The 14,048-nt window shown below is 33.1% G+C and carries 13 protein-coding genes; 5 read left to right on the top strand and 8 right to left on the bottom strand.

The features are described 5' to 3' along the window. Positions 1-8 precede the first annotated feature (8 nt). Complete coding sequence (locus tag BXU01_RS22520; RefSeq protein WP_083695867.1) at positions 9-1,091, bottom strand: serine hydrolase; 1,083 nt, start codon at positions 1,089-1,091, stop codon at positions 9-11. A 178-nt stretch (positions 1,092-1,269) separates the two neighbouring features. On the opposite strand from BXU01_RS22520, the gene BXU01_RS22515 reads away from it, so the two are divergent. The 3 genes from BXU01_RS22515 (at position 1,270) to meaB (ending at position 3,631) form a co-directional block, all read left to right on the top strand. Beyond that, positions 1,270-1,677, top strand: a complete 408-nt coding sequence (locus BXU01_RS22515) for an Rrf2 family transcriptional regulator (RefSeq protein WP_083695864.1) — start codon at positions 1,270-1,272, stop codon at positions 1,675-1,677. A gap of 55 nt (positions 1,678-1,732) precedes the next feature. Further along, complete coding sequence (locus tag BXU01_RS22510) at positions 1,733-2,374, top strand: NAD(P)-dependent oxidoreductase (RefSeq protein ID WP_083695862.1); 642 nt, start codon at positions 1,733-1,735, stop codon at positions 2,372-2,374. A 168-nt stretch (positions 2,375-2,542) separates the two neighbouring features. Continuing rightward, a complete protein-coding gene (gene meaB, locus BXU01_RS22505) occupies positions 2,543-3,631 on the top strand; it encodes a methylmalonyl Co-A mutase-associated GTPase MeaB (protein WP_083695859.1) in 1,089 nt (362 codons plus the stop codon). 96 nt (positions 3,632-3,727) lie between these two features. On the opposite strand, the gene BXU01_RS22500 is transcribed toward meaB, so the two are convergent. The 3 genes from BXU01_RS22500 to BXU01_RS22490 all read right to left on the bottom strand — a co-directional run bounded on the left by BXU01_RS22500 (position 3,728) and on the right by BXU01_RS22490 (position 7,448). Then, positions 3,728-5,662: an LTA synthase family protein gene (locus tag BXU01_RS22500; protein WP_083695857.1), complete on the bottom strand. Its 1,935-nt coding sequence runs from the start codon at positions 5,660-5,662 to the stop codon at positions 3,728-3,730. A gap of 91 nt (positions 5,663-5,753) precedes the next feature. Beyond that, complete coding sequence (locus BXU01_RS22495; RefSeq protein WP_055095484.1) at positions 5,754-5,981, bottom strand: hypothetical protein; 228 nt, start codon at positions 5,979-5,981, stop codon at positions 5,754-5,756. Positions 5,982-6,062: 81 nt separating this feature from the next. Further along, on the bottom strand, positions 6,063-7,448 hold the full coding sequence (locus tag BXU01_RS22490) for an MATE family efflux transporter (protein WP_083695854.1): 1,386 nt from the start codon (positions 7,446-7,448) through the stop codon (positions 6,063-6,065). Between the two features lie 190 nt (positions 7,449-7,638). Between BXU01_RS22490 and BXU01_RS22485 the strand changes: the two genes are divergently transcribed. Then, positions 7,639-8,157, top strand: a complete 519-nt coding sequence (locus tag BXU01_RS22485; RefSeq protein ID WP_083695851.1) for a hypothetical protein — start codon at positions 7,639-7,641, stop codon at positions 8,155-8,157. Between the two features lie 167 nt (positions 8,158-8,324). Then, positions 8,325-9,260, top strand: coding sequence for a DUF6268 family outer membrane beta-barrel protein (locus tag BXU01_RS22480; RefSeq protein WP_083695848.1), 936 nt, complete (start codon positions 8,325-8,327; stop codon positions 9,258-9,260). A gap of 2 nt (positions 9,261-9,262) precedes the next feature. Here BXU01_RS22480 and BXU01_RS22475 read toward each other — a convergent pair whose 3' ends face one another. From BXU01_RS22475 to BXU01_RS22455, 4 genes are all read right to left on the bottom strand, one after another. Further along, positions 9,263-9,976: a LytTR family DNA-binding domain-containing protein gene (locus BXU01_RS22475; protein ID WP_083695846.1), complete on the bottom strand. Its 714-nt coding sequence runs from the start codon at positions 9,974-9,976 to the stop codon at positions 9,263-9,265. Positions 9,977-10,137: 161 nt separating this feature from the next. Then, positions 10,138-11,124 (bottom strand): sensor histidine kinase, encoded by a 987-nt coding sequence (locus tag BXU01_RS22465; RefSeq protein WP_255373828.1) that lies wholly within the window; start codon positions 11,122-11,124, stop codon positions 10,138-10,140. A 178-nt stretch (positions 11,125-11,302) separates the two neighbouring features. Beyond that, positions 11,303-11,899 carry a porin family protein gene (locus BXU01_RS22460; protein ID WP_255373827.1) on the bottom strand — a complete coding sequence of 199 codons (597 nt, stop codon included), beginning with the start codon at positions 11,897-11,899 and terminating at the stop codon, positions 11,303-11,305. Between the two features lie 291 nt (positions 11,900-12,190). Beyond that, positions 12,191-13,993, bottom strand: a complete 1,803-nt coding sequence (locus BXU01_RS22455; protein ID WP_083695838.1) for a cytochrome-c peroxidase — start codon at positions 13,991-13,993, stop codon at positions 12,191-12,193. Between the last annotated feature and the right edge of the window lie 55 nt (positions 13,994-14,048).

The following is a 14,048-nucleotide window of genomic DNA, read 5'->3' as shown; positions in this document are numbered from 1 at the left end:
AAAACATTTTAACTGCCATAATCTTTTTTTAATTTTCTCATTATTAGTCGTACTCCGTTTACGGTCGCTTCATTAAAAGAATTGGTAAAAATAATATAACCAATACCCTTTTTTCTGTCAATTGCTGCAATTGTATAATAAGTTCCGGCAGTTCCTGAATGTGTAGAGAAATCCTGATTGTTCTCATAACTATTAAACCAGCCCAGAGAATCACCTTCACTTCCTTTATGAATAAAATTATAGGTAGTTGCTTTTAAATAATTATCATGACCTTGAAGCCCCTGAATATTAAGCTGAATAAACCTGATATAATCCGTGAGTTTAATATTAATATCGCCAGCCGGTTCTGTATAATCCAAACGATAATCTGTGTTTGACGGAACAGGGGTTAATTTATTATTTTCAAATGAATGTCCCCAGGTATCTTTTGTGATTTGATTTTCAGGCCAGGATAACTTAACATTCAGTTTTAAATCTTTATTAAAAACTATATCTACTAATTGTTCCCAAGTTTTTCCGGTAACTTTTTCTACCATCATACTGGCTAAAGTATAGCCTGCATTAGAATATACATATTTATGTTCTGAGTTAATTTCGACAGGATCTAATGTTAATACGAATTTCCCAAACTGATCTCTTTTTTCTTTTGGCGTTCCTTTAAAGTCAGGAACTGCAGGGTCATTTTCTCCTTGAAAAGGCTGAATTCCGGCTTGATGAGATACTAGTTTTTCGAGCGTTATCTCATAATATTCTGCTTTTGATGTGTTCTTTAACTCCGGAAATAAATCAAAGAATTTCGTGTTCCACTTTAATTTTCCTTTCTCAACATATTTAGCAATTATAAAAGCTGTCATTGCTTTAGTGTTAGATCCTATATGAAATCGATCATTTAAATCAGCAACATCTTTGAGATCAACTGAATGTAAGCCTAACGCTTTAATTTCTAAAATCTTATCTCCGGATATTACAGCATAACTCAGTTCAGGAATCGCATTCGATACCCGAATTGAATCAGCAAATTGAGCATGATTTTGTCCCGATATTAAAAACGGTAAACTGCAGAAAAATACAACGCTCAATATAAATTTCATTGCTTTAATCTATAATATTTCTAATCACTTACAAATCTAGCATTAATAAAAAAGAAGGAGCTTTTGAAATTGTTTTTATTTTATAATCTCAACGTGATTATGTTAAAAATTAATTTTTCGTTAAAAACTTTTTTTTTCTCTCAAACCTATCTACATTTGTAATATATTTTATTACAGTATGATTTCAGGTAAATTTGCCATAACGATTCACATTCTTACTTTACTCACTAAATTCCCTAATGATTATTTATCATCTGAGTTTATTGCGGGAAGCATTAATTTGAATCCTGTTTTGGTTCGAAAAGAAATTGCCAACTTAAAAGCACATCATATTGTAGAAAGTAAAGAAGGTAAAAACGGCGGAACAAAATTAGCTGTAGATTCAACTAAAATTACATTAAAAGAAATTTTCGAAATGACTTTTGAAACCATCAATCTTGGTTATGCAAAAAATCAGCCTAATCCGGATTGTCCCGTAGGTAAAAAAATTAATCAAAATTTGAGCGCTTTATATGATGATATGAATCAAAAAGTTAGTTTGCAATTAGAAGGGATCTCATTGGAAGATTTTTCTAATCAATTTTAAACCTTTTTTTACCCAAAACTGTAACAATTTTTATTACTAATAAAATTTATATATTATGAAAATCGCAATTATTGGAGCTACAGGCTTTGTGGGCTCTGCCATTTTAAACGAATTAGCAAACAGAAATCACGATATTACTGCTATTGCAAGAAACCCGAAAGACACATTAAATGTAAACTGGAAAAGTGCTGACATCTATAATGTTGATGCTCTGGCAGAAATTCTAAAAGGAAACGAAGTTGTAATCAATGCTTTTAATTCAGGTTGGACGAATCCAAACATTTACGATGATTTTATCTCAGGATCTAAAGCGATTCAGGAAGCGGTAAAAAAATCTGGTGTTAAACGTTTCATTACTATTGGCGGAGCAGGAAGTTTGTTTGTTGCTCCGGATTTACAAGCCGTAGATACTCCTGATTTCCCTAAAGAATACCACGCTGGTGCAACTGCAGCAAGAGATTATTTGAATATCCTGAAAGAAGAAAAAGAATTAGACTGGGCATTTTTCAGTCCTGCTTTCGAAATGCATCAGGGAATTACAACCGGAAGAACAGGAAAATATCGTTTAGGTCTGGACAATCCGGTATTTAATGAAGAACAAAGAAGTATCCTTTCTGTAGAAGATTTAGCAGTTGTTATTGCGGATGAAGCAGAAAATGCAAAACATCACCAAGTTCGTTTTACAGCAGCTTATTAATTTTTATAGCCACGAATTCACGAATGAATGCGCATAAGTTTTAAACTTTGTCTTTAAATTCAAAAATAATTCGTGAATTCGTGGCGAATAAAACCAACAGTTTCAAAGAAAATCCTTTTTTGAAACTGTTTTTGTTTTCTGTACTTTTACAGTATCAAAAAATACATTTTGTCCAGTTCAAAAAATCAATCAAGCAGTTTACACGAAAAAGCCGGAATTTCACCTCCTGAAATCACCAATGTTGCTGCTATCAATCAAATTAAGCAAAACAGAAGACAACAACCTTCTTCTGTCGAATTGATTGATGGAATTTTAAACGAAAACATTACATCACTTAGTCGTGCGATTACTTTGGTAGAAAGTACAAATCCTGAACACACTGCAAAAGCAAATGAAGTTATTAATGGATGTTTGCCTCACGCTAATAAATCGATCAGAATAGGAATTACAGGTGTTCCCGGAGTTGGAAAAAGTACTTTCATCGAAGCTTTTGGAAGTTTCCTAACGCAATTAGGCAAAAAAGTTGCCGTTTTGGCAGTTGACCCAAGTAGTTCACTTTCACACGGAAGTATTCTTGGAGATAAAACACGCATGGAAGAATTGGTAAAAGATGAAAACGCTTTTATCAGACCAAGTGCTTCCGGAGATACTTTGGGCGGTGTAGCCCGAAAAACACGCGAATCAATCATTTTATGTGAAGCCGCAGGTTTTGATACTATTATTATTGAAACGGTTGGTGTTGGACAAAGTGAAACTGCAGTGCATAGTATGGTTGACTTTTTTTTATTACTAAAAATTTCCGGTGCCGGTGATGAACTTCAGGGTATTAAACGTGGTATTATGGAAATGGCGGATGCAATTGTGATCAATAAAGCTGACGGTGATAATATTAAAAAAGCAAATCAGGCAAAACTGGAATTCAACAGGGCTTTGCATTTATTCCCTCCAAAAAAATCAAACTGGCAGCCAAAAGTCACGACTTGCAGCGCTATTACAAAAGAAGGTATTTCAGAAATCTGGGATACTATTTCTCAATATTTTGTACAAACAAATGAATCGGGTTTCTTTCCTGAAAAACGAAAAGAACAAAATCAGTTCTGGATGATGGAAACGATTAACGAGCAATTGAAACTGAATTTCTACAATCAGCCTGAAATTATTTCGCAGTTAGAACAAAACAAAAAAGCAGTGCAAAACGATGAAATATCACCTTTTGCAGCTGCTCAGAGTTTGTTGTCGCTTTATTTTAAAAAATAATAAGATTTTTTCTTAACCATATAAGTAATATAAGTTCATTTAAATTGCACGCGGCAAAACTTAAATTTTCTTATATTACTTATATGGTGAAAAAAGTTATTTCTTCCTCAACTTGTATTTATTTTCCTTGTATAAATTTCCTGCTGTAATTACATGCGCCAAGGCATCTTTTGCCAATTCTTCATTTAATTTAACCGGAATTAAAGTCGTATCATTTTTGATTTCGAATTGCAAAGGTTTCAAATTTGGCTGCATAATCACCACCTGATTTTCTACTCTAAAAGCATTGATATCATTAAATTGCATGATCGATCTTCCTTGTGTTTTTGGATCTAATTTATTTAGATTTCTTCCTACCATTGGCGTTTCAAACGAAAGTCCCAAATAACTTAATAACGTTGGTGGAATATCGATCTGACTTGCCAGTTTGCTATAAGACGTTCCTTTTGGAACTCCAGGTCCTATTATCAAAGCAGGAATATGAAACTTATTAATTGGCACTAAATTTTTACCATAAGTTCTGGTGTTATGATCTGCTATTACGATGAAAATAGTATTTTTGAAATACGGCTCTTTCTTCGCCATTTCAAAAAACTTCCCAATAGAGAAATCAGCATATTTCATAGCATTGTTTACCGTTGCAGGTATTTTGTCATACGGTTTGATTCTTCCTGCCGGATATTCAAAAGGTTCATGATTTGAAGTTGAGAACATTAATGAAAAGAAGGGTTTATTTGCTTTTGCTTTAAAGTAATTATTTGCTTTTGTTACCAAATCTTCATCAGAATAACCCCAGGTTCCTTTAAACGCATATTTATTTCCATCAGATTCAAAATCTTCCTGATCTACAATATCCTCAAAACCGTTTCCGTTAAAAAACGAAGCCATATTATCAAAATTGGCCATTCCGCCATAAATAAAACTGGTATCGTACCCTTTTTGTTTTAAAGCATCAGCAAGTGTAAAAAATCCCTGCTGAGAGTTTCCAAGTTTCACAACACTTTCTGATGGCGATGGCAAAAATCCGGTTACAACTGCTTCAATTCCGCGAACGCTTCTTGTTCCTGTGCAATACAAATTGGTAAACAATAATCCTTCTTTTGATAGTTTATCAAATTCAGGTGTTAGAGGTTTTCCACCTAAAATTCCAACATATTCTGCACCTAAACTTTCTTGCAGAAAAATGACTAAATTATAAGGTTTCTTTAAAAGTGTATCCGGTTTTTCTACATGAAGAAACGGAATCTCAGCATCTGTAAAATCATTTGGTCCGGCAATCATGTATTTTTTTACACGGGCGATTGCTTCAGCCTCATCCATTTTACCATACATTTTGGTATTTCCTTCATTTTTGATAGAATAAGCTGCAAAAGCTACGGTATAAAATGAATTTAATCCTAAAGTATTCGTCAACTGATCTGTTGAAAAAACCGCATTACTGGCATTTATCGGGCGTTTTGAAGTAAGACTGGATCGTGCACCAAAAAACAATAAAAAAGCAACTAACGGAAAAACCATTAATTTAAATTTATATTCAGTATTTGAAGTATAGAAATATTTTTTTCCTTTTTTGAAAGCAAAATAAAGTACAACTCCCAAAATTATAAAAGTGACAATGATAGAAGTCAGATAACTTTTTAGAAGCATTCCAACAACTTCTTTAGGATAAATCAGGTAATCTAAGAAAATTTTATTAGGACGTGTATCGTATTGCTTTACAAAATCCGGTGAAGCCAATTCTACAAAAAGAATCAAAAACAGGAATAAAAAGCTATAAATTACTAAAAAATTATTGGTAAACCTGAGTCCTTTATTCGGAATAAAAGTAATTAAAACTGCCGGTAGAAATGACAAATAACAAAGTAAAATCAAATCCATTCGAAGTCCGATTGGAAAGATATACCAGAAATTTGGGGTTTCGACTACTCTGTCTTTAAAAATAAAAAATAAAAAGATTCGGCTTAAAGTCGTAATTAGCAACCCGATTGCTATAAAATTAAAAATGGGTCTTAAATAACTTAATTTTTTCATTAGAAGATTTAAATTAATTTTTGGTTGGAATATACTGGATAACGTATGAAACTGGCCTTAAGATAGACGCACTGCTGTGCGCCTTTACTATTTATTCTTCGTAACGTTTTATTTCTCTGTCGTAAAATTCATTTGCCAGAACAATTAACCCTTCCATTTCAGCATTTAATTCTGCTTCATCAAGATCTTCTGCTTCTTCCATAAACTCAACCTCATCATCTTTTAAGTTGATTATGAATCTTGGGTAATCAAGATGAATGATGAAAATATCATCTGGAAAATCAGTATTGTCTCCGAGTAAAAATTTAGGTAATTCCATTTTTATATATTTATTATTTTTATATTTTTTTCGCCACTCCCGATAGCTATCAGGAGTGGTAACTTTATTCAAGCTTCAAATTTAACTATTTGGAAATGAATTTTGGATTAATTTTTTTGTCAGGTAATGAAAACGAATATAAAGGAAAATTGCTGCAGAAGTTAATCCCGCCAAAAGACCAATCCAAACTCCTTGCGCCTTTAATTCAGTATATTCTGCCAGATAATATGAAATAGGAAAACCTATAACCCAATACGCCACAAATGTAATGTACATAGGAACTTTTACATCTTGCAATCCTCTCAAAGCTCCAAGAACCACTACCTGAATCCCGTCAGAAATTTGAAAAACTGCCGCTATCAAAAGTAATTTTGATGCGATACTGATTACTTCACTATTATCCAGAATTTGTCCGCTGTTTTCCATATTTAAAAAGATATGAGGAAGAAAATTATGGAAAGCGACGAACAGAATTGCAAAAACAGTTTCTATAATAATGGCTAATAAAAATATAGAACGCGCCACTACAATTAAGTTTTTAAAATCCTGCAATCCTCTTTGATTACTTACTCTAATCATCGAAGTAACGCTTAATCCCATCGCAAACATAAAAGTAAGCGAGGCCAGACTCAAAGCAATTTGATTGGCTGCCTGACTCGTTTTACCAATATTGCCACAAAGCCAGATTGATGCTGTAAACAAAACAACCTCAAAAAGCATTTGCATTGCTGATGGAAAACCTATACTTATAATCTTTTTTATAGTCTCTTTTTTAATTTCATCAAAACTGAAGTTCTTAAAGAAACGTTTTAAATCATCTCTTCTTGACAACATAATATGCATGAACATTACCAGAAATATTCTTGAAATAACGGTTCCCAGAGCTGCTCCTATAATTCCCATTTTAGGAAAAATCCAGATTCCGTAGATCAACATATAGTTAATACCAACATGCAGCACATTTGCCATAATCATGGCATACATCGAATATTTTGTCAACGATAAACCGTCAGCAAATTGTTTATATCCCTGATACATGATTAAAGGAATCAACGAGAAAGCCACCCAATCAAGATAAGGTTTTGCAAGCGCAATTACATCTGCAGGTTGCTGCAGCAATTCCATTATTGGCTTTGCCAGAACAATTACACCAAAAAGCACTAATCCTAAAACGGTACATAAAAACAGACCATGATGAAATGCTGAACGAATTTTGCTGTCATTTTTCTCTGCATCACCTTCGGCTACAATTGGCGTAATCGCTGTCGAAAAACCAATACCTAATGACATCGCGATAAAAATCATGCTGTTTCCTAATGAAACAGCTGCAAGTTCTGTACTTCCTAATTTCCCTACCATTATATTATCGACAATACCTATTAAGGTGTGTCCAACCATTCCTAATATAATAGGATATGCTAATCTTAAATTATATGAAAACTCCTTTGTATACTGCGCTAAATTCACTTGTAATCTTTTTTAGTCGGCAAAGATAATCAGAAGCTTTGGATTCTTTGATATTATTAAAAACATAAGCTAATATTAAGGTGATTTTACACGAAACCTAATATTATATAACAATTATTAAAAATTATATAACAACCTCCTTAGACGTTGAAAGTATTTTTACAGTATTAAAAATTCAAAAAAAATTGTCATGAGAAAATTACAAATGTTATGCCTAGCTGCTTTCGCTTTATTATACGCCAATACTACTTTCGCTCAAGACAGTGAAGTTAAAAATTACGATCAGGGTTTTAGATTAGGATTCGGGTTAAACGGAGGACTTCCTACAGATAACGCATACGACTGGTCTTTAGGTGGAGATGTGCGTTTACAATATGATTTAACAAAAAGAACATCATTGACCCTTACAACTGGTTTTACCAATTTATTTATGGGAAAAGATGAAAATGGAGTTGATGCAAAAGATCTTGGATTTATTCCTGCAAAAGCTGGTTTTAAAGCCTTTATTTGGGAAGATCAATTTTATGTTTTAGGAGAAGTTGGTGCTGGTTTTGCTGTTACAAACGGTTACGATCAAACTACTTTTTTATGGGCGCCAGGAATTGGATACGCCAACAAATACATTGACATAAGTGTTCGTTACGAGGACTACAACAAATTCAAAACCAACCAAGTGGCTTTACGTCTGGCTTACGGTTTTGATTTATAAAAGAAAAGGTTTATTTTATTTTTTTGTTTTTGGTATAAACCCGAGAGATCGCATAGTCTCTCGGGTTTTGTAATTTATACCGTTGGTCAAAACAGAAGTACCATTAGTCAAATGATTTTTTAAGATTGATTTAGAACGCGGTAATTAGCAGAAAAATTAATCAAATCATGAACAAAACAGTTTTTTATCTCTCGCAGCTTTTTCTTTTTCTATTAGTTTCACTTACCGCAAGGTCACAATCCGGAATTTCAGGTGAATTCAAAGTCGATTATGTTCCTTTTTCGAAATACGTACGGCCAATGGACAGCACTAAAACAAATGCCGAAAGTAATTTTAAAAGAGCTCAGATCGCTTTTGAAATTCCTCTTTCCTTAAAAATGGACAAATACAATCATCCAAGACTCTGGTCGGTTTTTGTTAATGGAAGTTATGCCAGAATGGAAAATAAGAATTACGAAATTCAATCTCTTCCAATAGAATTTCAGGCAGGATTTCCTAACGAACTTCTAAATACACAAATTGGGGTTAAGCATTTGCGTTCCATTTCTCCTTCCTGGTCTTTATTGATTCTGGCTTCTGTTGGTGTTTATACCGATATGGTCGAGATTAATAAAGATGATGTCCTGATACAAGGTGGTGTTCTTTTTATTAAACAATTTAATCCTAATCTGGCTTTAGGTATAGGACCGGTTTTAACCAATAGTTTTGGTGTTCCTATGGTACTTCCGGGAATTTATTTTAATTGGGAATCGAAAGGAGCTTTGCATTTCAGGATTGCTTTTCCGGAAGGTGCAGAAGTAGGATATAGAATGTCTGATACTTTCGATTTAAAAGCCGTCGTAGAATTAAGCGGAATGACGGCAGAAACCAAAATTGGAAATAAATCTTCACTATTAGGATATCAGCAAATTATTGCAGGCTTAAGACCTCAACTAAAATTTGGTGAACACTGGACTTTAGAACCCACTGCGGGAACTACTCTGGTTCGCAACTTCTCTACTACAAATAGAAAAATCAAAGATATTTTTAAGGAAAAAGATATTGCAGATCCTAAATTTACAACAACATTTTATGGAGCAATAGCTCTAAAATGGAAATTCTAGCGCTATCTGCTTAATAAGTTTTTATAGACTACCTCTTTCAATAATGCTTCGCGGCGTGTTCTTGAAATAGGTAGTTCTTGTCCTTTTATAAACAATCGTCCGCCGGAAACAGAATCTATATGGGTAATATTGATCAAAAACGATTTATGAATTCTAAAAAAAATCTCTTTGGGTAATGTTTCTTCTAATGAAATCATGGTTTGGTGAATGACGATAACTTTATCCTTAAAATGAAGTTTAGCATAATTCTGCATTCCTTCGATATACAAAATATCTACCCAGGAAATTTTCTGAAATCCTTCTTCCTGACGCACATATAAAAACGGATCTAAATGATTTTGTTTTGGAGACTGCATCATTTCATACCATTGTTTTGCCTTTAATGAAGCCTGATAGAAACGCTGAAATGTAATAGGCTTTAATAAATAATCGACCACTTGTAAACGATATCCGTCTAAAGCATGTTCAGAATAAGCTGTAGTTAAAATAACCAAAGGCGGATTATCCAAAGATTCTAAAAATTCTAATCCGGAGAGATATGGCATATTGATATCCAGAAATAATAAATCAACCTGCTTTTCCTGAATATAAGCGGTCGCTTCTAATGCCGAAGCACAAGTCCCTATAACTTCCAGAAAATCAATTTTAGAAACAAAGTCTACTATTCCGCTTCTTGCTATAGGTTCGTCGTCGATAACGAGGCATTTCATATTCATATTTTTTTGTTTCAGGTTTTCTTTGTTTCAGGTTTAATTTTTATTTTTTTGTTTCCCGCAGATTTTGCAGATTAAGCAGATTTATTCTTTATTCTTTATTCTTTATTCTTTATTCTTTATTCTTTATTCTTTATTCTTGCATCTTTCCTCTTTTACAAAAATCATTTTAAATCTAAAGCTACAGTAACCGTAAAATTAGAATTGGTTTTATTGACATTGAATTGATGTTTTTCAGGATATTGAATCGCTAATCTTTTCTTCACGTTTTCAAGTCCTAATCCCTGGCTTTTAGATGGGATTTTATATTGTTCGGTATACGAATTTTCGATTCTGAAATTTAATTGATGATTTGTTTGCTCGCAGGACAAATGAACATATCCTTTTTCGTTTGGAAGTCGGGAAACATGTTTAAAGGCATTTTCGATCAAAGGAACCAAAAGTAACGGAACGATCTGAAGCTGTCCGTCTTCTATATTCCATTTACTTTTTACTTCAAGTTCATTTCCCCAACGGGTTTCTTCAACAGCAATTAAATCTTTTAGATATTTGATCTCAAGATGCAACGGCACATATTCCTTATTGCATTCATACAATTGATAACGTAAAATATCTGAAAACTGAACCAATAAAACCGAAGCTAATTGAACATTACTCTGCATTAGAATATGAATATGGTTCAGGACATTAAACATCAAATGCGGATTAATCTGATCCTGCAAAATCTTGATTTGAGCTTCAAGATGTACTTGTTGTAACTGCGCATGATTTCTTTCGATGACATTATGTTCCTGATAAAATCGAAGTCCGCAAGCAGTACCGCAAATTAAAATTGCTGATGGAATATTACCGTAAAATCGTGTCCACAAAAAATGAAGAGAATCTACATCTTCTGCTTCAGGATATGCTTTTCTTCTCAAAACCGAATCTGAAAAAACAATATAAATCAATGACAGACAAAATGCCAAAAGCAATACAACAATAACGCTTTGTAAAGCAAACCAGTTCATTTTATTTTGCTTTAGCGCTTTGGGTAGTATAACATCACTTAAAATATGAGCTAAAACGGCAGAACAAAACAAAACTAAAACAGCCTGAATCGTGGCTGCCAAAAAATCGTAATCCTCGATCATCTGCGCCCAGATTGTCATACCTAATAAGCTCCAAAAAAAGACTAAAAATATCCAATGCCTATTTTTATAATTTGTAACCATCTTAATAATTTATAAGAAAATTTATATTCAAAATTAACCCTATATTTTTTAAACAAACAGCAAAGAACCAAAAAGATTCTTTGCTGTGTATAGGATTGCGTGATAAAATGTAGGCTTACAAGAAAAAATAACCAACACCCACATTGAATGAATTGGGTTTTGAACTGAAATTTTTGTTCACATTATTTAATCCGCCCTGATAGGTAAAATCTACAGTAAATTTCCAGACCTCAACTCCTGCCCCAACCTGATATCCAATATTAGATTTATCAAATTTTGTATACGAATCTTTTAATTGATTTAATGATGAAAAGTTTTCATCGAAAACATAAGAATAAACTCCACCAGCAAAAACTCTAACATTTAAAGCGGTAAGATCAACTACTTTATATCCAATAACCAAAGGTACTTCGATACTTCTCCATTTTGCATTTTTCGATCCGGTTCCTGAAGTTTTATCAATTTTAGATGACTTCTCGCTATACAGAATTTCATTTTGAATATAGAATCTTTTAAAATCAAATCGAGCCATTGCACCACCAAAATAACCTACAGCATATTTTGAACTAAAGCCATCTGAAACCGGCAATTCAGAAAAATTAGATCCTCCTTTTATACCAATATGAATAGGAAGCGGGGATTGTGCATTCATTTTAGCAACTAATCCTAATAAGAAAATTGTAGTAAACAATAATAATTTGTTCATGTTCATGATAATAGTTTTTATTAATTTGATGCAAAGGAGCACAAACCTAAAACGCTATTAAAATTAGTTTGATGAACTACATTGTTGTTTTGACCAATGGAACTATTTTATGCTAACCTGTGGATAAAAAATTTAACCGCAAAGAACGCTAAGAATGCGCAAAGTTCACAAAGCTTTGTAAAAACCAGCTTTGCGAACTTTGCGTTTTTATAAAATATTAAAAATAAATTCTTTACATGCTTTGCATTAAAATCAAAACACAAAGCTAAATTTTCTTCAATCTATACTCTTTCCTCTTTATTCTTTCCTCTTTATTCTTACCTCTCTCCTCTCCAAATACTTCTCATCCGTCAAAGTTCTCATAAAAGCAATAAGCTGTTTTTTCTCTATATCAGATAGGTTTAATTTGTCTTCCGGCAAAGTTTGGTTTGGGAGATCGAATCCCAGGCCCAATCCTCCGCCTTCATTATAGAAATCAACAACTTCTTCAAGCGTTTTATAAACTCCATTATGCATGTAAGGCGCTGTAAGTTCAATGTTTCTAATAGTTGGTGTTTTAAATGAATATTTATGAATTGCAGCTTGCGTAATCACAAATTTGCCCAAATCTCCATCAAGTTTTTTATTTTTATTGGGAACACCTAAAATCTCACTTTCAGAGCGGTTAAAATTTGGCGGAACAGTTCCGTTTGTTAAGGGGATAAAATGACAAGTCGCGCATTTAGCTTTTCCGGCAAATAAATTAAAACCGGCTTTTTCATCTGGCGTAAACGTTACTTTATTTTGCATGTATTGATCGAACTTAGAATCGTATTGACTCAAAGAACGAATGTAAGATGCCAAAGCATTTTTAATCTCAAATTCATTTATTTCTCCTTTTGGGAAAGCTTTTTTGAACTCCTTTACGTATTTCTTATTTTTTTTAATTGTCAAAGCTGACTTCTCCAGAGATCCGTGCATTTCGTTTTCATTACGAATAACTGCAATTGCCTGATCTTCGAGATAGCTTACTCTTGAATCTGCAAAAAATACGCGTTGAAAAGCAATATTCGTAAGTGTTGGTGTATTGCGTTGAATCATCAATTTTCCATCTAATGCAACTGCTCTTTCTACACCATCTGTAAAGGCTTTTTCCGCATGATGACAGGAAGCACACGAACGCGTATTGTTTCCTGACAAAACAGGATCATTGAATAACTTTTTGCCCAGAGCAATTTTCTCCGGTGTTGTTTTATAATCCGGAAAACCGGAGAATGCTTCAGCATCAAAAGCAGCGGCATCGAATAAAGTTTGTGCAGTTACTTTCAAACCTCTTTGCTCTTTCATTAACGGAATTCCTAATTCGGATTGTGTTTTAAAAATTCCTTTACTTAACGGATTTAAAATTTCTTTGATAAAATATGCTCTGTCAAAAGCATTAAAATTAGTATTAGTTTTTAAATACTTCTTTCCATTTTCTAAAATTTGAAGTACTTGTTTAGAATTTGAAATTGATTTATTCTCTAAATAAATACTATAATATTTCTGGATAGTTTCTAAAGCTACTGAAGCTTCAGGAAGTGAATTCAAAACCACAGGCGAATCAAATCCGGTGATTCCTAAAGTTATAATTCTGTAAACCTCTAATCGCATGGCATCAAAAACGTGCGCATCGGTCAATTCAGTCGAATTAGAAACTTTTTCTAACCGAATTAAATTGGCTGATAAAATACCCAATTCCTGGAGTAGTTCTTTTTTACTTTTCTTATCATATTTTGGAAAAACCAATTCTTCAATAACCTGAAATCCTTCGGGAGGAACGGTCACTTTATCATTTTCTTCAAACTCCGGTATTGCAGGTCCGTTTATAGACTTAGAAACTTCAGGCAAATAATATTCACTTATCATTTCGACCTTTTTATAGCTTTGATGCGCTTCCAGAAATTGTCTCTGAATTTGAGTTTCGGTAGAATCTACTTGTACCGAATATTTAAGCTTGGCAACTTTTTCAATCAATAAAGTAATATCAGATTGAAACAACTCATTTACTTCCTGATGTTTGCTTTTTTTCTGACAAGCAGCAAATGCCATCAAGAACAACAAACAATATATTTTTTTCATGATCTCATAACAATTAAAAGAAGAATATTCAGAAAAACAGAAACCACTACCTCAA

Source organism: [Flexibacter] sp. ATCC 35103 (genome assembly GCF_001975985.1).
Taxonomy (GTDB): domain Bacteria; phylum Bacteroidota; class Bacteroidia; order Flavobacteriales; family Flavobacteriaceae; genus Flavobacterium.
This window is presented reverse-complemented; position numbering and strand designations above follow the sequence as displayed.

Coding starts and splice junctions, on each gene's coding strand:
- BXU01_RS22510 (WP_083695862.1), top strand. CDS start 1,733: ATGAAAATCGCAATTATTGGAGCTACAGGCTTTGTGGGCTCTGCCATT.
- BXU01_RS22515 (WP_083695864.1), top strand. CDS start 1,270: ATGATTTCAGGTAAATTTGCCATAACGATTCACATTCTTACTTTACTC.
- BXU01_RS22520 (WP_083695867.1), bottom strand. CDS start 1,091: ATGAAATTTATATTGAGCGTTGTATTTTTCTGCAGTTTACCGTTTTTA.
- BXU01_RS22465 (WP_255373828.1), bottom strand. CDS start 11,124: ATGACAATCTGGGCGCAGATGATCGAGGATTACGATTTTTTGGCAGCC.
- BXU01_RS22500 (WP_083695857.1), bottom strand. CDS start 5,662: ATGAAAAAATTAAGTTATTTAAGACCCATTTTTAATTTTATAGCAATC.
- BXU01_RS22495 (WP_055095484.1), bottom strand. CDS start 5,981: ATGGAATTACCTAAATTTTTACTCGGAGACAATACTGATTTTCCAGAT.
- BXU01_RS22475 (WP_083695846.1), bottom strand. CDS start 9,976: ATGAATATGAAATGCCTCGTTATCGACGACGAACCTATAGCAAGAAGC.
- BXU01_RS22455 (WP_083695838.1), bottom strand. CDS start 13,993: ATGAAAAAAATATATTGTTTGTTGTTCTTGATGGCATTTGCTGCTTGT.
- BXU01_RS22460 (WP_255373827.1), bottom strand. CDS start 11,899: ATGAACATGAACAAATTATTATTGTTTACTACAATTTTCTTATTAGGA.
- BXU01_RS22480 (WP_083695848.1), top strand. CDS start 8,325: ATGAACAAAACAGTTTTTTATCTCTCGCAGCTTTTTCTTTTTCTATTA.
- BXU01_RS22485 (WP_083695851.1), top strand. CDS start 7,639: ATGAGAAAATTACAAATGTTATGCCTAGCTGCTTTCGCTTTATTATAC.